Consider the following 23,031-nt stretch of genomic DNA (forward strand, 5'->3'; position numbering starts at 1 on the left):
GTTTGGGTCAATTAGGGAATATAATCAAGAACGTGGGACGAGTCACCATTCGGATCTTGAGCTAAGTCGAGGGTATACCCGACTTAAATCCTATCAAGAGGTGTTTAATATTGATTGGAGAGTTACTTGTGAGTTTAGATGCCGTTTCTGTCTTATTAAAACAAGGAATTCAGCTTAAAGAATTGGGAAATTTAGACGCTGCTATTCATAAATTTCAGCAAGCTTTACAACTGAATTCTCAAGAGGCAGAAATTTATAAAAGACTGGCGGAAACTTATATTTTAATTGGAAAGGAAGAAGATGGAATTGAAACTCTCCATCAAGCTCTCAATTTAAAACCTCAGTTCTCTTCAGCCTATTTAGGGGTGGGAAATGCCCTTTACACGCAATCTCGTTTTGATTTAGCAATTTGGGCCTATACCCAAGCTTTAGAAATTCAACCGGATTTTGTAGAAGCTTATGCTAATTTAGGAAGTATTTATTTTCAGCAAGAACGGTTTGAAGAGGCGTTTTTAAATTATCAAAAAGCTCTACAAATTAATCCGAATCATGGGTTGATTTATTGGATGTTGGGGAATTTACTCAGTAAACAGGAGAAGATTAATCAAGCTATTGATTATTACCAAAAAGCAATCCTGTTGCAACCCAATCAAGAATTATACTATTTAAAATTAGCTGAAATTTGGCTAAAAGTTGATCAAGTTAATTTTGCCATTGATTGTTATAAAAAAGCCATTGAAATTAATCCTCAACAAGCCTTTGCTCATCAGGAACTTAATCGACTGCTTCAGTTTAAGTTTCAGGAACAAAAAGACATTCAGGAGAATAGCCCAAGGTTCTATGAAGGGGGATTAGAGTTGGCGAGTTCTGGACTAGAAACACAACTTAAATCTCAATTAGAGTCAAATATTAAAGCGACTTTAATTACGTCGGGAAGTGAACAGTTTTTAGTAGAAAATCCCCTGGAAAAAATTAGTGAAACTTCTGAAGTAGCACAGTATAAAAACCAAGCTGAAATCTTAATCAATCAAGGCTTATTTGAGCAAGCGATCGCCCTTTGTCATCGAGCTTTAAAACTTCAACCCGACTATTTACCCGCCTATTTAACATTAGGAAATACCTTACACTTTCAAGGAAAAATTGAAGCCGCCTTGCGCGCTTATTCTTTGGCTTTAGAACTGCAACCCAATTTTCCCGAAATTCACGCTAATATTGGAACCATGTTGTTTAAAATGCAACGTTGGGATCAGGCAATTGCGAGTTATGAAAAAGCCTTAAAACTTAATCCGAATTTAGCGGCGGTTTACTGGAATTTAGGGAAAGTTTTTCAAACGGTTGGTCGAGTAGATGAATCGATTAGTGCTTGGCAAAAGGCTTTAGAATTACAACCGAATTTAGTCGAAGCGGAATTTAACTTTGAATTTGGGAATAGTTTAGCTCGTCGGGGATTATGGGAAGAAGCAATTCAAAGCTATCAACGGGCGATTGCTTTAAAACCAAATTGGGCTGAAATTTATGCTAATATGGCAAGCGTGCGATACCAACAGGTGGCGGCTACGCCATCGCAACAAGGGCAAGAACAAGAAGCCATTCAATTATATTACAAATCTATTGAATTGAACCCCGATTTGCCCCAACCCCATCTTTATTTGGGTCATATTTTCTCGAATACACAGGAAGCAGAAAAGGCAATCTATCACTATCAACAAGCGATTAAACTCAAACCCGATTCAATGGATAGTTATGCAAATCTAGCGAATCTTTATGCTCGTATCGGTCGTGTAGAAGCGGCAATTCAAAACTTTGAACAAGCCTTAGCGATTCAACCGAATTGGGCTGAAATTCATTGTCGATTAGCTCATATTCGCAAACATGATCAACCCGCAGAAGCTATTATTAATTTAGAAAAAGCCATTGAACTTAAACCCGATTTTACAGAAGCGTATCAACAGTTATGTGATTTACTCAGTCATTCCACGAATTTAGCCAAAGCCCGTGAAATGTCAGATTTATATTGTCAAAGATGTGGAGAGCAAGTTCCAATTTTATCGGCAATTGCCTATATTTTTGCTTATAGTCAATCAGGAGGTTGTCAACAAGCTTTAGATAAACTTTTAGAATTAGAAAAAATTTGTTATCAAGATCCTGAGAAAATTAATATATCAGAAGCGATTATTTTATATGAAATTTTGCTGTTTACCGTATCTCACCTGCGAGATTCTGTCGAAAAAAATGCCCAATTTTATCGATTAATTGCCCAACAATATTATAAATATCGCTTCCGTGATGTTTCATCTGCTCAATATGCTTCTGTCCCTTCCAAAACCATCTCTAAATCCCTCAAAATCGGATTTATTTCTAAACACTTCCGCCGCCACTCTGTAGGATGGTGTAGTGAAGCTTTGATTCGAGAATTGTCCCTAATTTCCCCTAATATTTATCTTTATGTGACCGGACAGTTACTAGCGGATGAAGTGACCCAACGCTTTGAACAAATCGCTACCCGGTGTTATTGGCCAAAAGCTTATCCAAATGGATTTGCTTCAGCCGAAGAAATATCCGCAGAAATCCTCAAAGATCAGTTAGATATTTTAGTCGATTTAGATTCAATGACAGTTCCGACTAACGTACAAATTTTATATCGCCGACCCGCCCCAGTTTGTGTATCTTGGTTAGGATTTGATGCACCGTATATTTCCTCAGATAACTATTTCTTCTGTGATCAATATACCCATCCCCAAGGTATTGAAAAACATTACCTAGAACAGTTAATCCGTTTACCTCATACTTCTGTAGCTTTAGAACCCTTTAAAAGTCGTCCTGTAGATCGAGAAGCTGTTAGAAATAGTTTAAATATTCAATCTGATCAAATGGTGTATTTATGTGTAGCACCGGGGCGAAAAATTAATCAAGAAATGATTGAAGCTCAAGTGAAAATTCTCAAGAATGTTCCTCAGAGTGTACTCCTTCGTAAAGGTCAAGGGGATAATAACTTAATTCGAGAATTGTATCATCAAGTTTGTGAGGAATACAATGTTGATAAGAGTCGTTTAATTTTTATTGGGTTAACAAAAACTGAAGAAGAACATCGAGCTATTTATTATGTGGCAGATGCCTTATTAGATTCCTATCCTTATAATGGGGGAACCCATAATTTAGAGGCGTTATCTGCAAATTTACCCGTTGTGACTCGTGGGGGGGAACAGTATCTTTCTCGCATGGGTTATTCCTTTTTAAAAGCAGTTAATTTGGATTTTGGGATTGCTTGGAGTTGGGAAGAATATACACAATTAGGCATCCGATTAGGATTAGATCAAAATTTACGTTATCAAATTAAATCCCATTTAATTCAATCTCAAAACCCTGAATCTTTAGCTCCGTTATGGAATCCTAAAAAATTAGCTCAGGAAATGTATGATCTTTTTTGGAAACTTTATAGGAAATAGGGAACAGTTTTTTTATTAGTAGTGAAGAGCCTTAATTTTTAACGCAATAGCGATCGCGTCCTTGTTGTTTAGCATTGTACAACGCTTGATCTGCGAGTTGAATTAAGTAATCCGGTTTAACTGTTGTAGTGGGAATTAGGGACGCAATTCCTAAACTAACGGTGACAAATTCCTTCACTCCCGACCGTTGATGAGGAATGGCTAAATGGGAAATAATACGCTGAATCCGTTCTGCTACAGCAGTACCGACTTGTACATTTGCATTGGAGAGGAGGATAACAAATTCCTCGCCTCCGTAACGGGCTACAAGGTCAATAGGACGCCGCAAATCGAGGTGACGAGTACAGTGATAAACTGCTTGTGCAATTTTGAATAGACAATCATCCCCAGCGAGATGACCGTAGTGGTCATTATAAGCTTTAAAACTATCGAGATCAAACATAATTAAGGTCAATGGCCGTTGTTGTTTTTCCAAAGTCTCCCATTCTTTTTGCAAACAAGTATCAAAACAGCGACGGTTAGCCACTTGAGTTAAACTATCCAGATTTGCCAGTTGATATAATTTTTGATTGGCTTCTTGAAGGGCGAGTTCCGATTTTTTCCGGCCCGTAATATCACGGATGGTAATCGAAAAACCATCCCCTAATTTAACGGCAACAAAATGATACCAGTAAGAGTTTCCAAAGGGATAATAAATATCTTGTTCTAAAGATTCACCTGTCTCGACAATTCTCACAAACCGATAAAATAGTTCCGGTTGAATGCGGTTGAGGAGTTTTTTGAGAATAATTTTACCCATCATTTCTTCACGAGTGCGTTCAAAGACTTTAGCCAAGACCGGGTTAACGACTAAGCAACGAAAATCTTTGATCATTCCTGTTTCGGGTTCCCGTACCGCTTGCAATGCTGCAATTCCATCTAGGGAACTATTTAATATACTCGATAAAAGTGCTCTGGATTGATAGAGAATCTCCTCAGCTTCCTGACGCTTAATAATTTCGGCTTCCAGAAGTTGTTTTTGTCGTTGAATGGTTAACTGACTTTCTAAACGGGCTACGACTTCTTCCACTTGAAAGGGTTTGGTAATATAGTCTACTCCACCGACTTGAAAGGCTTTTACTTTATCAAAAACATCATTTAAGGCACTAATAAAAATTACGGGAATATTGCGAAAATTCTCATCGGCTTTTAAGGCTTCACAAACTTGATAACCATCCATTTCTGGCATCTTAACATCCAAAAAAATCACATCGGGTCGCTTGGCTTTCACGGTTTTGAGTGCCATGCGCCCACTGGTGACACTGCGGACAGTATACCCAAGTTGAATCAGTAAATCGCTTAAGAGTTGCAGATTTTCTGGAAGATCATCGACGAGGAGGATATTTCCTTTCATTGGGGGTGAAAGCTCAGGATTCATGATTAATCAGGGGTTCAATTAATTCAACAATTTGCTCAAATTGAAATTTCCGCACAAGTTGTGTTAGGGATTGTATCAGAAAAATCTGGGTCTTGGGAATTTCTGTAATTAATTCCATCACAACTTGGCCATCAGCTTCAAGTGCTGATTTATACAATTTATCAATCCAGTCTTGAGACATGAGGTTTAAATCATGGCTAGTCAATTGAACGTTTAACTTATTATTTAAAATGGCTTGTGTTTCCTCATAAATATACTGAACTCCTAAATGTTTACTCAAGGATTCAAAAATCCTTTGTTCTGTAAAGGGTTTACGAATAAAATTATCACATCCGGCTGAGAGGACAATGGCTTTTTCTTCTTCTAATACACTCGCAGTTACAGCAATAATCGCTGTAGCATTACCTTTAGTTGTGGATTTAATATATTTAGTCGCTTCATAACCATCCATCACAGGCATTCGCATATCCATGAAGATTAAATGGGGTTCCCACTCATTCCAAATAGCGATGGCTTCTAGCCCATTTCTAGCTTCTTTTAACTCAAATCCCAAGGGTTCTAAAAGTTTAATTAATAATTTACAATTAATTTCTTTATCATCAACGGTCAGAATTTTATAGGTCAGTTGACCCGGTATTAATCCTAATACTTTTTGTCGAATTTCTGGAAGTTTATTATTAATATTTTGACCGGGTTTTACCTGAATTGAAAAATAGAAAGTTGTGCCTTGTCCGAGTTGACTTTCTACAGAAATATCTCCCCCCATTAATTGCACAAATTTTCGACTAATGGCTAATCCTAAACCTGTCCCTTCTTGCTTTTCTTTTCCGGCTTGGGCTTGGGTAAAGGCTTCAAAGAGTTTCGGTAATTCCGCCTGGGAAATTCCCACTCCCGTATCGCGGATTTTAAAAGTTAAGCTAATCACGTCCGTTGAGTCTTCTTTATCCTCAAAAACGGTTAAACTAATACCCCCTTGAGACGTAAATTTAATTGCATTGCTGAGTAAATTAATTAACACCTGACGCAATTTAACGGCATCAGTACAGATATAGCGAGGAAGGGTTTCACTGCGTTGAAAGATTAACTTTAATCCAGCATTAATCGCTCGTAAATCTAGCATATCTTCTAAATCATCAAGCAACCGATACAAATCAAAATTTGTTGGATTTAAAGTGGTTTTTCCCGCTTCAATTTTAGATAAATCTAAAATATTATTAATTAGAGTTAATAGATAATCACCACTGCGATAAATAATTCCGGCATTTTCATATTGGTCAGAGGGAAGATTAGAGCTTCTGACCATTAATTGAGAAAAGCCTAAAATAGCATTCAAAGGCGATCGCAATTCATGGCTCATATTAGCAATAAAGTTACTTTTGGCTTGATTCGCAACTTCGGCTTTTTCTTTAGCAATAACTAATTCTGCGGTGCGTTCTTCTACCCGATGTTCTAAGGTTTCAAAAGAGGTTTGTAACTGAAAAGCCATGTCATTAAAGGAATCGGCTAGGGTTTCGATCTCGGAAACTCCCTGGATCTCAACAACCTGACTCAATTCACCATTAGCGATCGCTCTACTTGCTTGACTCAATCGCTTAATCGGTTTAGCAATCAAATTTGATGTAATAATTCCTAATGCTGTAGCGAGAATTAAAGTTAAGAAACAAAGTAAAATAGTGGTCTGGGTATTAGCTTGAATTTCTCCTAGAAATTCAGATTCTGGGATGGTTATCACTACCACCCAATCCAAACCATATTGATCTCGGTAGGGGATGACACGAACAAAAGGATTGTGAGCCAAATTAGGGCGGAGTGATTGCGGTTTATTGATGGCATTTAAACTACCAAATCCTTTGATTAACTCCCCTGTCAAATCACGAATGACTATTTCACGACTATTGATAGCTGCCAAACGTTGCCCTTTGTTATTCACGACCAAGATAGGAGATTCATCTTCTGAACTCGCCACAATCAATCCTGAACGCTCCATGATAAAAATATGACCAGAACTTGTTTTATTAAGTTTTTTGAGAAACTGACTAATCTGAAGGAGATCGAGATCAATACCGAATACCCCAAGCAAATTATTTTGGGAGCTATAAACGGGAGCGCTTGCTGAGATACTGAGAACATTTGACGCAACTGTCCAAGAATAAATTGAACTCCAGATTGGTTTGCCCGCTTTCACCGCATCCAAGTACCAGAGACTATCAATTTGAGAAATCGCAACTGTATTAATTAATTTTAGTCGATTCGCTTGCTTGTCAACCAAGTAATATCGATACTTATTGGGTTCAGATGGGAGAGTTTCTGAAATTTCTAACACATTACCTGCCGGATCTCCATAACCTGCACCAATATATCCTCCTTCCTTACTACCAAAGTTAATATAGGTAAAACCCAATAATTGCTGCTGACGACAAAAATATTTACCCATAGCCTTAAAATCATTCAAGTTTAAGATTCCTGACTCAAAAGCCTCCACATTCATTTGGTTGATTTCTTGAGCTTTTCCCATGTAACTATTAAGATATTGCTCAATACGATTACTCGTCTCTGTCATTAATTCATCAGCCAGGTTCTCAACAGCGTGCTGTCCACTGCGGTAAGAAAGATAGCCGACTAAACCCACTGCGCCCACAATTTGCAACACAAAGGGGACAATTAACACAAATCTCAGGGGAATTTGTCGTTTTTTTTTGATGGTCTTGGGACGAGGGTTAATCATAGTTTATTAAAGGCTCGGTTAATTCAATTATCTGCTCAAATTGAAATTTACGCACAACCTTTGTTAGAAATTGGGTGAGATCAATCTCGGTAGCCGGAATTTCTTCAATTAATTCCAAAACTTGGGTAGAGTTTGCTTCTAATGCAGCTTCATAGAGTTGATTAATCCATTCAGGGGACATAATTTTTAAATCCTCTGAAGTTAACTTTAGTTTGGGACTACTCCTTAAAAGAGTTTGTGTTTCTGCATAAATATACTCCACTCCTAAATGTTTCCCTAAAGCCTCAAAAATGGTATATTCTGTAAAGGGTTTACGGAGAAAATCATCACATCCGGCTGAGAGAGTAATCGCTTTTTCTTCTTCTAAAACACTGGCTGTTAACGCAATAATGGCAGTCCCATTGCCTTTAGTTGTGGATTTAATATATTGAGTGGCTTCATAACCATCCATCACAGGCATTCGCATATCCATCCAAATTAAATGGGGTTCCCATTCTTCCCATATTGCGATCGCTTCAATTCCATTACTCGCTTCTTTTACCTCAAATCCTAAAGGTGAAAGTAATTTAATTAGTAATTGACGATTAATTTCTTTATCATCAACAGTGAGAATTTTATAGGTGGGTTGACCGGGAGCTAAAGCCAGAACTTGAGGGTGTTTTTCTGGAGTTTTACTGACAATTTCTTGACCTAATTTAGCTTGAATATAAAATTGAAAGGTTGTGCCTTTTCCTAATTCACTTTCTACAGAAATATCTCCCCCCATTAATGAGATAAATTTGCGACTAATGGCTAATCCTAAACCCGTTCCTTCATTGCATTTCTTTCCCGCTTGAGCTTGAGAAAAAGCATCAAACAGCTTGGGTAATTCTTCGGGTGCTATTCCGACTCCCGTATCACAAATAGAAAAATGAAGATTAAAAATATCGATTGTTTCTTGATCTCCCTGAAAGACAGAGAGTGTAATCTGACCATCTAAGGTAAATTTAATGGCATTACTAAGTAAATTGATGATGACCTGACGCAGTTTAACTTCATCGGTATAGATATAATGAGGAACATTTTCATCCCGAATAAATATCAGTGTTAAACCCGCAGATACAGCGCGTAGATGCAACATATTTTCTAAATCATCTAGGAGGTAATACAGATCAAAATATCGAGGATTCAAGGTGGTTTTTCCGGCTTCTATTTTTGATAAATCCAGAATATTATTAATCAGTGTTAGTAAATATTCTCCACTGCGATAGATAATGTCTGCATTCTCATATTCTTCTGGACTAACTGCCGACTTTCTTAAGATCAATTGGGAAAAACCTAGAATAGCATTCAAAGGCGATCGCAATTCATGGCTCATATTGGCAATAAAGGTACTTTTGGCTTGATTGGCAACTTCGGCTTTTTCTTTGGCAATTTCTAATTCTGCGGTGCGTTCATGTACCCGATTTTCTAAGGTTTCAAAAGCAGTTTTTAACTGAATCGCCATACTATTAAATGAATCGGTAAGACTTGTTACTTCAGTAATACCTTGAAGTTTGATATCCTGAATCCCGTGATTTTTTTCTGGGGTTAAATATTGCCATTCACCCTTTGCGATTGCCTGACTTGCTCGATTTAAACGTAGAATTGGATGAGTAATCCATCGAGCGGTGAGAATACCAATAGCTGTAGTCAGGAGTAAGGTAATAAGAGAGAGTAAAACTGTTAATTCGGCATTAGTCTGAATTTCTGCCATAAAGTCAGAGTCTGGGAGAGCTACGACTAACAACCAATCTAAACCATATTGATCTTGATAAGGCTTAATGTGAACAAACAGCGTTTTCCCCTTCAAGGGAACTTGGAAGTTAAAATCAGTTTTAATTTGGTTAAGATCGCCATATTGTTGTTGCAGTTGATGGGTGATTATCCTTGTCCAAGGGTTCTGACTCTGGGTAGCACTTAAGCGGATTAACTTTCCCGTGGCATCTTTCAAATAGGGAGTTTCTAACGTTGATGTAGCGACAAGATCGCCCTGACGATCAATAATAAATGTTTGTCCTGAAGTCGAGAATTTGAGATTATTTAAAAAGGTTCCGATTCCATCTAATATGATGCCACTATTAAAAACCCCTTGAAGTTTTCCCCCATCATCATAAACAGGAAATATTGCATTAATCCCTAATGTTTTTGGCACTTTGTAAACAATAATCGGCGACCAAGTTTGTTTTTTAGCTGCAACTGCCGCCAGATACCAATCGGTTTTCAGTACATTAACGGGTGTCATATAGCTCAATTTCCTGCCTCTACCTTGATCATCAACGAGATAATATTTCCGTTTTGTGACATCTGGAAGGTTGACTTGGTTTAAGATGAATGCACCTTGCTTAAGATTTTCTCCAGAAAGCTGATTGGCTTGTGCAACTAATTCCTGACTGAGAAGGCGATAGTAGTTTATCTGTTCTCCCTGTTCATTAGCGAAGCCATTAGATGAAAGGGAAGGAGAGAGTTTGATCTGTTGCCAAAGATGCTGACGTAGTTGCTCAAAATCTTTGATATTAAGGCTACCCTGTTGAAAAATATCATAATTTAGAGCGACTATTTGCTGTTGAATTTGCAGGGAGGTATTCAGGTGATCATGTATTCGTTTTGTCACCTGATCCATCACCTGATTGGCTAAGTTTTCTACCGCTTGTTGTCCACTTTGATAAGACAAATAACCCACTAATCCCACAGCACCGACAATTTGCAACACAAAGGGGACAATTAACACTAATCTCAGGGAAATTTGTCGGGTTTTTAAGGATTTATTGGAGAGAGATTTCATCATCTGTGATCAGAGGTTTAACTTAATCAACCAACTGCTCAAATTAAAATTTACTTCGTAGTGAGGGCTTTAGCCCTCTCTTAGCCCTAAAGGGCTTACTACGAGGATTTTAGCCCTAAAGGGCTTACTACGAGGATTTTAGCCCTAAAGGGCTTACTACAAGGGTTTTTGACCGGGAACTCCAACATTTCGAGGGTATTGTTTCGGTGTAGGTTTAACTTTTTTAATCGATACACAGTGGCGAACACTGTTAGTTAAAGGGGTGGTAAATTCATCAACAGATTCGATGATTCCCCCTAATTGTTTCACCGCCGATGTTAACTGTTTTTCTTCTTCTGTTGTCCAGTGACCTCGATAGAGAATTCCTAATCCTCCAATCTTTAATAAAGGCAAAGCATATTCAGCAGAAACGGATGGCGGAGCCACGGCTCTTAATAAAGCTAACTGATAGGATTCTCGATGTTTATGGTGTTGACCCAGAGCTTCTGCTCGACCTACCCAAGGAATGGTATTTTTGAAGTTTAATTGCTCTAAAATTGTTGTTAAGGCGGTAATTTTTTTGCGAGTTGAATCTAATAACGTGACAGAACAATCCGGTAATACTAAAGCCACAGGTATTCCGGGGAAGCCTCCCCCTGTACCAATATCAATAATTTTATCACTGGGATGGGAAGCAGTTTTACCCGATAAAATGGGGGCAATTCCGCGTAGAGAATCCCATAAATGTTTTTCCCAAAATTCTTCAGGTTCAGTTAAGCGAGTTAAGTTGAGTTGTTGATTAAACTCCAGAATTAACTCAAATAATTGTTGAAATAAATCCTGTTGTGCAGGAGTAGGTTGCCAATTTAAGGTATTCTGCCAAATTGCAGTCAGTTCGGGTAACTTAGGGAAGGAAGTTTGATTCATAATTTATCAAAAATTAAGCTTTTGGAGAAGCTACTATTTTTTGTTGGTCTTGCATTACCATTGTCTTCAAATCTAGGGGTGCTAAATGACCGTGTTGTAATGACCAACAACAATCTGCAAGATTCAACAATTCTCTAGCATCATGGGTGACAATTAATAACGTCCAATGTTTTTTTAATTTTCCTAATAAATTAATTAATTGTTGCCGCATTGACCAATCTAAACCCGCCGTTGGTTCATCTAACATTAAAATGTGGGGTTGGCGAATTAATTGTACTGCTAAGGCTAGACGTCTTTGCTGTCCACCACTGAGGGAATGGGGAGCAACTTGTAAGGATAAATGGCTGAGTCCTACTTCATCTAACGCTTGATGAACCTGCTCTGAACCTAACTCTGGATGACCTAAGCGTAACTCATCTAAAATTGTGCCCCCACAAAAATGTCGTTCTGGAAATTGAAACACTAAACCCGCAAGCTGTTGTAAGTGTTCCGAGGTTAATTCTTGCTCCCGCCAGCAAATATTTCCCTTCGTTTTTTCAGCTAAACCCGCTAAAATTTCCAGTAATGTACTTTTTCCCGAACCACTAGGCCCAATAATGAGTCCCATTTGCTGCGGTGCCAGTTCTAAGTTGACCTGCGCTAAAATCGGGTTGTCACTAGCGGCGGGATGATAAACTAAGTTTTTGATATAAAGCATCACAAACAGAAAACCAATAAAATGAGAAGTTGAGCCGAAAAAACAAAGCAAGAGGAAATGCTTAATGCCGAATTCACTTAATTTAGATTATAACACAATGAATAGATTATTTTTATCAGTTTTTTCAAATAAATCTGGGTTTCCCCTTGCCGAAAGCCGAGAAAAAAATTAAGATTTATACAAAATAGATGGTAATATCATCCCAGCTTGGCTCTGATTGAACATTCCGTTTTAACTTGGATAATAGGATGAACATTATGCTCAATTCTTCTCGGTGTAAAGGTTGGAAAATTCCCCCCATGATTAGACAGTTTTTCTGGGGAATCAGTGCGAGTTTGATCACCTTCAGTTCAGGGATAAATCCCAGTTTGGCAGCTGATCCGTTTCGCACAACTGATCCGCGTCCCATCGGAAGCCAAACAGAAACTGCATTTAAAGCCATGTTTGAGCGAGGGAATTATAAAGAAGCTCAACAAGTTTTAGAAAAAGCGAAATTACAAGAATCGAATGAACCCTTAGTCTATGCACTCTTGGCTTCTTTAGCTTACCAAGATCAAGATTTTAATAGTTTAAAAACCTATAGTGATCAAACCTTGGCATCGGCTAAACTCTTAAGTACAAAAGACCCTTTACGCGGTAATCTTTATATTGCAGTGGGTTTATTTTTACAAGGAGGTCATACCATCGTCACGGAAGGCACATTGAAAGGCGCGCCTAAAGCTTTAAATCAATTACAAGAGGTGTTGAAATCCTTAAATGTTGCTGAAAAAATTAATCCTCAAGATCCTGAATTAAACTTAATTCAAGGCTATATGGATTTATTATTATCCTTAAATCTTCCCTTTTCTGACTCCCAAAAAGCCATTAAAAAACTTGAACAACAAGCTAAACCTAGTTATTTGGCTTATCGGGGAATTGCCATTGGTTATCAAAATTTAGGTCAATATGATCAAGCCTTAAGTTATACCGAAAAAGCTCTATCTCAAGCTCCCAACCATCCAGAAGTATTATATCTGAAAGCCCAAATCTTAGCAGAACAGGGAAAGAAACTCAAAGCAAGCAATCAAACTTTAATTCCCTCTCAGTTACAGGAAGCCAAGCAATATTTTACCCAAGCTTTAAACCAATCTGATCAACTTCCTAAACGATTAGTCGCTCAGATATATTATGAACAATGCAAAAATTTAAACCGCATTGATAATCAAGGACGACCTTGTGATCCGTTGCGCGATAAAATTAAAGATGCTAATGGTCTTTGGGGGCCAACTGCGAATCAATTACCACCTTTATAACGATTTATTCTTATGGAAGTTTTGTTTAGAGAATGTAATCCTTTTGATATTTGGATTTGGCTACAATTTCAAACCGTCCCCTCCCGCAGTGAACGGGATTATATTGAGGAAGTGTTTGATTCTTGGTTTCTATTAGGAAAAATGGGAGGATTTAATGCAGAAAATCTACAGGTTCAAGATACTGGAATTGATTTAAGTTATCTGACTTACGATGATGCCATTGTTGATAATAGTATGATGGCACTAATGCACAATATGGGAGAAATTGAATATCAGGGAGTCTGGGCTCGGTGTTGGTTTGATTTAGGAACCAGTGATGCTTTTGCTCTCGATGTTTTAATCAATGCCTTTCGCCAATTAAGCCAAGAATATGTAATCATTGAAAAACTTATTATTGGCGGTGAAAATGAAGATTGGCCGATTGAAAAAGACGTTTATCAATCCAGTGTAGCTGATTATAATTAATCAGTTATCAGTTATCAGTTATCAGTTATCAGTTGACAGTTATCAGTTGACAGTTATCAGTTGACAGTTGACAGTTATCAGTTATACGGGGTTACGGCTTAGGAGATCTTTCACAACTTCAAGACTCCGCCCTGAGCGCATCTATACAAAAGTTAATAATTTCCCCCTCTCCCCTTGTCCCCTCTCCCCTTGTCCCCCCATCCCCCCGTCCCCTTGTCCCCCCATCCCCTTGTCCCCTTGTCCCCCCATCCCCTTGTCCCCCCATCCCCCCGTCCCCTTGTCCCCCCATCCCCTTGTCCCCTTGTCCCCTCTCCTCATCCAGGGGTAGTTCACAAGCTTTTCGTTGTAGGAGTGTCAAAGCTTGTTAAGATGTCAGATGTCGCAGCGTCAGCGTTGAGTGTGATTGTCACCGTAACGTTTAAGCTGAGGATTGACCAATTTTAGGTGTGGGACTGTCTAAAAGAGTGAGTATCATGCGTTTATCTCCTGTCTTAGTTGCGGTTTTTGCTGCTTCAGCTACGTTTGGATTATCAAACTCTGCAAATAGTCAAACCGCCTACCCAGACTCAGAAAGTTCGTCTAATTCCCTAGAAACTTTTGATCCCGGAGATCCGGGTTTAATTCCATCGGAAACTCATGATCAATCTTTAGCGGTTAATCAAATTCCCCCCTCAACTCCAATTTATCCTTTTGAAGAAATTGTTTTACATAAAGCGAAATTGCTGAATCCAGATTTGGCTTTTTCTTTGGGTGAATCGATGGGAAAAAATATTTCTCAGTCTTGGGTTCATTCTGCATTTTCCACAAATTCAGCTACTTTTAATCCATCTCAACCTCTGAGTGATACTTCCTTAGCATTACCATCAAATTCCTCAGAATTAGATTCTTTATCAGAACGTCCGATTGCTGATTCTAAAGAGGAAACCATTATTCTTAATAAAGGAAAAGCAACACAAAATTCAGGAAAGATTGCTCAATTTTATTCAGAAGTTTCCCCTAAAACCACAAATTCTGAAAGTAATTATTCATCAAGTTCAGAGATTTTACTGAATAAATCAGCTACGGAAAAAACGGGGAATTTTAGCTTTCCTGTTGTGGTTGAAAATGCGATCGCTTTAAATTCGACTGTAGGGGAAACTAATAGATTTGAACCGAGTTTAAATAAGAATTTAGGAAAACTAGCCCAATTTCCGATAGAAGTTTCTGAACAAATAGCAAGTGCTGAAATTAATCCCTCCTCGAATTTAGAGATTTTACTGAATAAATCAGCTAGGGAAAAAACGGGGAATTTTAGCTTTCCTGTTATGGCTGAAAATGCGATCGCTTTAAATTCGACTGTAGGGGAAACTAATAGATTTGAACCGAGTTTAAATAAAGAGTTAGGGAAAATAGCCCAATTTCCGATAGAAGTTTCTGAACAAATAGCGAGTGCTGAAATTAATCCCTCCTCGAATTTAGAGATTTTACTGAATAAATCAGCTAGGGAAAAAACGGGGAATTTTAGCTTTCCCGTTATGGAGGAAAATGCGATCGCTTTAAATTCGACTGTAGGGGAAACTAATGTATTTGAACCGAGCTTAAATAAAGAGTTAGGGAAAATAGCCCAATTTCCGATAGAAGTGTCTCAACAAATAGCAAGTGCTGAAATTAATAGTTCCTCGAATTTAGAGGTTTTACTGAATAAATCAGCTACGGAAAAAACGGGGAATTTTAGCTTTCCCGTTATGGCTGAAAATGCGATCGCTTTAAATTCGACTGTAGGGGAAACTAATAGATTTGAACCGAGTTTAAATAAGAATTTAGGAAAACTAGCTCAATTTCCGATAGAAGTTTCTGAACAAATAGCGAGTGCTGAAATTAATCCCTCCTCGAATTTAGAGATTTTACTGAATAAATCAGCTACGGAAAAAACGGGGAATTTTAGCTTTCCCGTTATGGCTGAAAATGCGATCGCTTTAAATTCGACTGTAGGGGAAACTAATAGATTTGAACCGAGTTTAAATAAGAATTTAGGAAAACTAGCCCAATTTCCGATAGAAGTTTCTGAACAAATAGCAAGTGCTGAAATTAATCCCTCCTCAAATTTAGAGATTTTACTGAATAAATCAGCTAGGGAAAAAACGGGGAATTTTAGCTTTCCTGTTGTGGCTGAAAATGCGATCGCTTTAAATTCGACTGTAGGGGAAACTAATATATTTGAACCGAGTTTAAATAAAACAGGTGCAGAAAAATTAGCCCAATTTTCTCCAACAGTTGCTTTCGAGATTGCTCAACCAGCACCCGAAACTCAACCCTATAATCCTGATGAAGTTCCACCCCCTCCCTCTTCACAACCTGACGTTCCTCCGATTATTCCCATTCCTACCACACCAGCACAAGCTGAACCCGAAGTATTAGTCGCAGAAATTGCAGTCAGTGGAACCGAAAATACAACATTAATTGATAGAGTTTATAGCGTTATTTCCACCCAACCCGGACGAACAACAACCCGTTCTCAATTACAAAAAGATATTAACGCTATTTTTGCAACCGGTTTATTCCGAAATGTCAAAGCCGTTCCAGAAGATACCCCTCTAGGGGTGCGAATCACCTTTGAAGTTGAAGAAAATCCGCCCTTAAAACAAGTTGTAATTGAAGGCGATACAGTTTTACCCGAAGACATTATTAATCAAAGTTTTGCTGATCAATATAATCAAACGATTAACCTGAATCAAATCGAAGCCGGGGTTAAAAAAATCAATCAATGGTATCAGGATAATGGCTATGTTTTAGCACAGGTTGTTGCTGCACCCGAAGTCACACGGGAAGGCGTTGTTACCCTACAAGTCGCCGAAGGGGTGATTGAAACTATTGAAGTGCGTTTTCTCAATAGTGATGGAGAAGCGACCGATGAAGAAGGAAAACCCATTGAGGGAAGAACGAGAGACTTTATTATTACCCGTGAAATTCAGTTAAAACCTGGGGATGTGTTTAACCAACAAACCGCACAACGAGATTTAGCCCGGGTTTTTGGGTTAGGAATTTTTGAAGATGTGCGATTACAATTAGAACCGGGAAAAGATAATCCCCGTGAAGCGACAGTGATTGTTAATGTGATTGAAAAAACAACGGGCTCCTTAGCCTTTGGAGGAGGAATTAGTTCTGCTGCGGGATTATTTGGAACCTTAAGTTATCAAGAAATTAACTTAGGGGGAAATAACCAACGCTTAGGGGTGGAATTAGAAGCCGGAAACCGAGTTTTTCAAGTCGATGTCAGCTTTACTGATCCCTGGATTGCGGGTGATCCTTATCGAACATCCTATACAATTAATGCGTTTAGACGACGGACAATTTCTGTTGTTTTTGAAAATGGGCCACGAGAAGTTCGTTTAGCAAATGGTGATCGTCCCCGTGTGGTTAGAACTGGAGGCGGTATTAGTTTTACTCGGCCTTTTGCAGAGAATGTTTTTGCTGATCCAAATTGGGTTGCATCTTTGGGATTTCAATATCAACGGGTGGACATAACGGACTCCGATGGGAATATTACCCCAACCGATGAATATGGTAATCAACTCAGTTATAGTGGCAGTGGCTCAGACGATTTATTTACCGTTCAATTTGGATTAGTTCGAGATCGTCGCAATAATAAACAACAGCCAACTTCCGGGTATTTATTACGGTTTGGGACAGAACAATCAATTCCTGTGGGTTCAGGAAGTATTTTAATGAATCGTTTGCGGGCGGGATACACCTTTTATGTTCCGGTCAACTTTTTTACAGGTTTTATTCCCAAAGGCCCTCAATCTTTTGCCTTTAATTTTCAAGGGGGAACAGTCGTCGGAAATTTACCTCCCTATGAAGCTTTTCCTTTAGGAGGAACAGCATCGGTGCGGGGTTGGGAAGAAGGAGCGATCGCCTCAACCCGTAGTTTTGTGCAAGGATCAATAGAGTATCGTTTCCCGATTTTCTCGAATTTTATTGGGGGAGCACTATTTGTTGATGCGGCGACGGACTTAAATTCCCAAGGTACAGTCCCCGGTTCTCCAGGGGGAGTTCGAGATAAACCCGGTTCAGGCTTTGGTTATGGTGCGGGTGTACGCTTACAAACTCCTCTGGGGCCAGTGCGGATTGATTATGGGATTAATAATAATGGGGATAGTCGGATTCATTTTGGTCTAGGAGAACGGTTCTAGGCTGATGTTGAGCGTCCAATGTTACGATAAACTAAAATTCAGTTCATCCAACGGTTGAAAGACTATGATTTTGCCAGGTTCCGCCGTGCGAGTCACAAATCCCGTCGATATTTACTATGGTTTCCAAGGTCTGGTTCAACGAGTCAGCGATGGTAAAGTCGCCGTTCTCTTTGAAGGAGGAAACTGGGATAAACTCGTCACTTTTAAACTCTCTGAACTAGAAGCAATTGATACCACTGCTGGACGCAAAGGCAAAAAATAATCAGTTATCAGTTATCAGTTATCAGTTATCAGTTATCAGTTATCAGTTATCAGTTATCAGTTATCAGTTATCAGTTATCAGTTATCAGTTGATAATTATAGCACTGGATCTCATATTAGGACATCAATGATGGCTATAATCCTTAATTGTTAAGCATCTATACGGGTGGAGAAACCCCTTTTTACTGACTTGGGACTCCTGCTATAATAGTTAATATTGACTCAAAACTGATAACTGGCAACTGATAACTGACGACTGATAACTGATAACTGATTTATGCGTCTTCCTTTTCCTACATTTTCAACCTCTCGACATTCTCAGCAACATATCGCTGAAGTGATAGAAACGGCGACAACGGAGTATTTGGCCCAATGTTTAGAACCGGAGGACTTGAGTTTTCCGGTCATGCCTGCCTTTGGGAGTTGGGTCAAATCAAAAGATGAGGAGTCAGGAAATCAGGTTTATGGAGTAGTTTATTATGCTACTACTAGCCCGATTGATTCCGTGCATCGAGCCAGGGCGCTAGGATTAACCTTAGAAGAATTGCGTGAACAGCAACCTCAAATTTTTGCGATGTTAAAAACGGAATTTCGGGTGGCTATTGTCGGTTTTGAGATGACGAACCCAGAGCGATCGCAACGAGGTAAAATCTATCAATATATTCCGCCTCGTCCCCCGCAAATTCATCAGGCAGTCTATGAATGTCACCCGGATGAAATTGTTAATTTTAGTCAGGAATTAGATTTTTTAAGAACCTTATTAGACGTGAGGAACGCCCCGGTTGATTCTTTGGTAGCTGCGGCGATTCGAGAAATTTATCAACTGAGAAAATTAGATCGAGGTTGGTTAATTGAAGCGGGACGAACCCTGAGTATTTTATTAAAAGATGATTATGATCGCTTGCGGATTATTCTTAAACAAATTCATCCTTGATCAAGGTAGAATTAAATTGATCCAGCTTCTGCCACTTTCCGAATTAAACAAGTAATAAACGAATTTATCCCAATGTCATCATCCCTAGGTTTTATTTTACTAACTCATAGAAACCCACAGCAAATTTACAGGCTAATAGATCATTTAAACAAAATGTTTAATTATCCGTCAATTGTCTGTCATCATGACTTTTCCAAATGTGATTTATCTACAGATACTCTACCGAAAAACGTCTCCTTTGTCCGTCCTCATATAGAAACCGCATGGGGTGAATTTTCCGCAGTAGAAGCTATAATCAAAGCCATTAAACTAATGTATGAGTCTGTAAATCCGCCAGATTGGTTTATATTACTCAGTGGAGCAGACTATCCCATCAAAACCGCCAAACAGATATTAAGCGATTTCAACTCAACTGAATATGATGCTTATATACACCATGAAGAAATTATATATAAAGTTTATAAACAAAATGTCAAAATGAGCGTTATATGGCAAATACTAGCCTATCAGCGATATTGTAGTTACGAATTATTTTCAGTTCCCTTCTTCAAAAATTTCACAATTCGTCTGGAACATCCATTATTAACTAAACCCTTCCTGCCATTTTCTGATAAATTTCGCTGCTTTGCTGGAGGTCTATGGTTTTCTGCAAATCAACGAGCCGCAGAATATATTATTGAGTTCCACAATCAAAAAAATGCCTTAGCATCACACTATTGTCATCGAATGTTTGTAGATGAATCCTATTTTCAAACTATCCTGGCTAACGCACCACACCTTAAGCTAAAAAACGATGATTACCGCTATGTAGACTGGTCAACACAAGGCGCTCATCCCAAAACAATGGTTATGGAAGATTTGCCCCATCTTCTGGCCTCACCCTGCCATTTTGCGCGAAAATTTGACATAGATGTAGATAGCACTATTCTTGATCAACTTGACAGGATTACTTTAGGATGATAACTTCAGTTTTGGTTGCGAATCCGTCGCAGTTGACTTTCAAAAATCAGAAAAAGTTATATGATTAAGACTTATGTAAGTAATGCTTTCTTAAAAATCGAAGATTCCCAACTGTATGCTATTTTTGCTTGGAGTCAGCGCACAGCCGAAATCATTACTGCCAAATCCTGGTTAACAATATTAGAAATATTTGTTCACGAACATTCTTTAGAAAAAGCTTACCTAATCTTTGAACAAATTAAATCAGCTTCAGTCCTAGAGAAACTGATGGAGGAGCTAGAGCAATATCAACATCTGATTGAAAATGCCATAGTATTTTTAGCAGATGGAAAAATTACAATTTTTGGTAAGGGATTTCGCAGCTTTATCGAAAAGGAAATGTTATTTGAACTGGGTGATATTAGTCAAAAAAGTTACCAAGTTCTGACACAATTATTTTTTAACTATCAATTAAAAGATGATTTACAATCCATTAATACCCTAGAAGAATTCCGTAATTTAGTAGAACATTTAGAAAAAATGGGGTTGCTATCTCCTGCTACAAATTCTATAAATTGGGGGGATTTAAAAAAGACTGTTCCTATTTGTCAAGCCTTTGGTTTAACTAGAGGCACACCCGTAGATAGATACTATCTCAGCCAATATTTAAAAGAAATTCAAACGCAAATTTATGGTAATATCCTGGAAATAGGAGGAATACCCAAGGATAAAGACTTCTATGAAGTCAATCCTGGAACATCCTATCAAATTATGAATATAGAACCCGGTTTGGGAATAGATATAGTGGGTGATGCTCACGATCCATCTATAATTAAACCGGAATCCTTTGATTCAATCGTAATTTTTAATGTTCTGGAACATTGTTATGCACCTTGGCAAGTCGTAGAAAATATCTATACCTGGCTAAAACCTGGAGGAAAATGCTTTGCAATGGTTCCCAGTTCCATTAGAATTCATGCTACACCCGTGGACTATTGGCGGCCTTTACCTGATGCTTTTGCTTGGATGTTTAGAAATTTCTCTGACCAAAAGCTCTATATTTATGGTAATCCTATTACTGTTATTGCTAGTTATCATGGCATTGCCACTGAAGAACTAACAACCGCAGAACTAGACGCATATCATCCAGATTATCCTGTAGCTACCTGTATCGTAGCCCAGAAATAAAATTCACCCTTTATAAATTGTCATGAGTCCGATTAATTTTGATATCCAACCCGAAGTTAGTATCATTTTATGTACATACAATCGAGCCAAATATTTAAGTCAGTGTATTGATAGTGTTATTGATCAAACTTTTAAAAATTGGGAATTGTTAGTCGTTGATGATGGTAGCAATGATCAAACTTTTGAAATTGTAAATTCCTATTTACAAAAAACTCAAAATATCCGTTATTTAAAACATAAAAACCGCAAATTAGCCTACTCTAAAAATGTAGGTATCCAAGCTTCATTTAGCTCCTATATTACATTTTTAGATAGTGATGATACCTATGCACCTAATCATATAGAATCTCGTTTTAACTATCTAAAATCTCATCCTGAAATTGATTTAATACAAGGCGGATTCTTTTCCGAAGAAGAAATTTTAGTGCCTGATTATTATGAACCCGGAAAAACTATTAATTTAAAAAAATGTGTTTTAGGCCCTACATTTTTTGGTAAACGTAAAGTATTTTTTGAATTAAAAGGATTTGATAATATTGCTTATGGTGAAGATACAGATTTTTGGCAACGAGCAGAAAAAGTATTCAAAACTTACACCTTGACTGCACCGGAAACTTATAATTATACCAGAGCAGAAAATAGTATCACTAAAAGTGTTTTAGCAAATATTTGTTTACAGGAAAATTAAGACTTTGTTTTGCCAAATTAGCTAAAAGCTAACAACACAAATCAAAAAAATCAACCATTTTCGCGGTTTTTTATATGAAAAATAGGGGAGTTATCTATTGTGCGACAGGAAATGTTTTATATCTGGAAGCAACTTTAATCAGTGCGATTGCCCTCCGTCAGATAGAACCCAAAATACCTATCACTATAATCTCTGATCATCCCTTACTGAAACTTTTCCCTCTTGAAAAGTACGAAATTAGTTGTATATTGATTAATCTTAGTGAAATCAATGATAGCGGTTCATTTTCATCTAGGGGGATCAAGACAAGTCTATCAACCTTTAGTCCATATCAGGAAACACTTTTCCTAGACGCGGATATTCTTCCCTTCAATCCTATTTCTGACCTGTGGGAGTATCTTGATTATGGAGATATGTGTATGGTGGTTGACCTAGTTCCAACATTGGGATTGTGCGATCATATTTCAGAAGAAGAGAAGAATTACACCTTACAATATGTTCCAGAAAGTACAACTCAGTTTAATAGTGGAGTAATTCTTTGGAGAAACACTAAGCAAACTCAGTCTTTATTTGAGTTATGGAATCAGGAGTGGCTAAAATTCAAAAAGCAAGATCAGTTAGCTCTAATTAGAGCTATTAATAAGGCAGAATTCTCTGTTTATAGCCTTCCTTGTATATACAATATTTCCCCAATAGACGCTATATCTAGAATAGAGAATAAATCCGTTAATACACTTGCTGAAATACATGAAATGTGTCAATTTAAAGCTTTATCTATGATCCAACAATCTATTCTGAAGCAGAAAAATGATATTTGCTTGCTTCACTGCTGGGGTGGATATGTTGCTTTAGGTAAATTTCCTGAAATTGCTCAGAAATTTTATCCAAATATAGTTGAACAAGTAGTTGCAACTGGAATTTTTAGTAAGGAATCACCTGTGAGGTAATCTACAGTTATATACACTTATACGTTGACACTCTCACCGTCAATCGCCAAGCGATGTGACGGGAGATTCTTTGTTCAACGAATCGACTTGCCCCAACAGGATTGCTCCCGTTAAAGTAGAGGTCAATTCTCCCAAAGCGTTCACCTCGACT

General features: G+C 38.0%; 15 protein-coding genes. 10 read left to right on the forward strand and 5 right to left on the reverse strand.

Annotated features, from left to right (window positions below; all coding sequences use genetic code 11):
* Nucleotides 1–128: 128 nt before the first annotated feature.
* On the forward strand, nt 129–3,446 hold the full coding sequence (locus tag H6G57_RS19395) for a tetratricopeptide repeat protein (RefSeq protein ID WP_190521457.1): 3,318 nt from the start codon (nt 129–131) through the stop codon (nt 3,444–3,446).
* A 31-nt stretch (nt 3,447–3,477) separates the two neighbouring features.
* Here H6G57_RS19395 and H6G57_RS19400 read toward each other — a convergent pair whose 3' ends face one another.
* The 5 genes from H6G57_RS19400 to H6G57_RS19420 form a co-directional block, all read right to left on the reverse strand.
* Entirely contained in the window at nt 3,478–4,863 is a 1,386-nt protein-coding gene (locus H6G57_RS19400; RefSeq protein ID WP_190521465.1) for a diguanylate cyclase domain-containing protein, read from the reverse strand.
* A complete protein-coding gene (locus H6G57_RS19405; RefSeq protein ID WP_190521467.1) occupies nt 4,853–7,588 on the reverse strand; it encodes a hybrid sensor histidine kinase/response regulator in 2,736 nt (911 codons plus the stop codon). Before H6G57_RS19405 ends, H6G57_RS19400 begins: the two co-directional genes overlap by 11 nt.
* Complete coding sequence (locus tag H6G57_RS19410; RefSeq protein ID WP_190521495.1) at nt 7,581–10,391, reverse strand: ATP-binding protein; 2,811 nt, start codon at nt 10,389–10,391, stop codon at nt 7,581–7,583. The genes H6G57_RS19405 and H6G57_RS19410 overlap by 8 nt, the downstream gene beginning before the upstream one ends.
* A 156-nt stretch (nt 10,392–10,547) precedes the next feature.
* Nucleotides 10,548–11,297, reverse strand: a complete 750-nt coding sequence (gene rsmG, locus H6G57_RS19415) for a 16S rRNA (guanine(527)-N(7))-methyltransferase RsmG (RefSeq protein WP_190521469.1) — start codon at nt 11,295–11,297, stop codon at nt 10,548–10,550.
* 13 nt (nt 11,298–11,310) lie between these two features.
* Complete coding sequence (locus tag H6G57_RS19420) at nt 11,311–11,994, reverse strand: ABC transporter ATP-binding protein (protein ID WP_072721497.1); 684 nt, start codon at nt 11,992–11,994, stop codon at nt 11,311–11,313.
* 257 nt (nt 11,995–12,251) lie between these two features.
* Here H6G57_RS19420 and H6G57_RS19425 point away from each other — a divergent pair, with 257 nt between their 5' ends.
* The 9 genes from H6G57_RS19425 (at nt 12,252) to H6G57_RS19465 (ending at nt 22,880) form a co-directional block, all read left to right on the forward strand.
* Entirely contained in the window at nt 12,252–13,286 is a 1,035-nt protein-coding gene (locus tag H6G57_RS19425; protein ID WP_190521471.1) for a Sll0314/Alr1548 family TPR repeat-containing protein, read from the forward strand.
* A 12-nt stretch (nt 13,287–13,298) separates the two neighbouring features.
* On the forward strand, nt 13,299–13,751 hold the full coding sequence (locus H6G57_RS19430; RefSeq protein WP_072721494.1) for a DUF3531 family protein: 453 nt from the start codon (nt 13,299–13,301) through the stop codon (nt 13,749–13,751).
* Nucleotides 13,752–14,224: 473 nt separating this feature from the next.
* Nucleotides 14,225–17,923, forward strand: a complete 3,699-nt coding sequence (locus H6G57_RS19435; RefSeq protein ID WP_309235973.1) for a BamA/TamA family outer membrane protein — start codon at nt 14,225–14,227, stop codon at nt 17,921–17,923.
* A gap of 64 nt (nt 17,924–17,987) precedes the next feature.
* A complete protein-coding gene (locus H6G57_RS19440) occupies nt 17,988–18,185 on the forward strand; it encodes an NAD(P)H dehydrogenase subunit NdhS (RefSeq protein ID WP_072720496.1) in 198 nt (65 codons plus the stop codon).
* A 276-nt stretch (nt 18,186–18,461) separates the two neighbouring features.
* The gene (locus H6G57_RS19445; protein ID WP_190521473.1) at nt 18,462–19,118 is read left to right on the forward strand and encodes an HAS-barrel domain-containing protein; all 657 of its coding nucleotides are present in this window, start codon (nt 18,462–18,464) and stop codon (nt 19,116–19,118) included.
* Between the two features lie 72 nt (nt 19,119–19,190).
* Nucleotides 19,191–20,078, forward strand: coding sequence for a beta-1,6-N-acetylglucosaminyltransferase (locus H6G57_RS19450; protein ID WP_190521475.1), 888 nt, complete (start codon nt 19,191–19,193; stop codon nt 20,076–20,078).
* Nucleotides 20,079–20,138: 60 nt separating this feature from the next.
* Nucleotides 20,139–21,245 (forward strand): methyltransferase domain-containing protein, encoded by a 1,107-nt coding sequence (locus H6G57_RS19455; RefSeq protein WP_190521477.1) that lies wholly within the window; start codon nt 20,139–20,141, stop codon nt 21,243–21,245.
* A gap of 22 nt (nt 21,246–21,267) precedes the next feature.
* Nucleotides 21,268–21,933, forward strand: a complete 666-nt coding sequence (locus H6G57_RS19460; protein ID WP_190521479.1) for a glycosyltransferase family A protein — start codon at nt 21,268–21,270, stop codon at nt 21,931–21,933.
* Nucleotides 21,934–22,007: 74 nt separating this feature from the next.
* Nucleotides 22,008–22,880, forward strand: coding sequence for a glycosyltransferase (locus tag H6G57_RS19465; RefSeq protein ID WP_190521481.1), 873 nt, complete (start codon nt 22,008–22,010; stop codon nt 22,878–22,880).
* The last annotated feature ends 151 nt before the right edge of the window (nt 22,881–23,031 follow it).

It is taken from the genome of Planktothrix sp. FACHB-1365 (assembly GCF_014697575.1).
In the GTDB taxonomy this organism is placed as follows: Bacteria; Cyanobacteriota; Cyanobacteriia; order Cyanobacteriales; family Microcoleaceae; genus Planktothrix.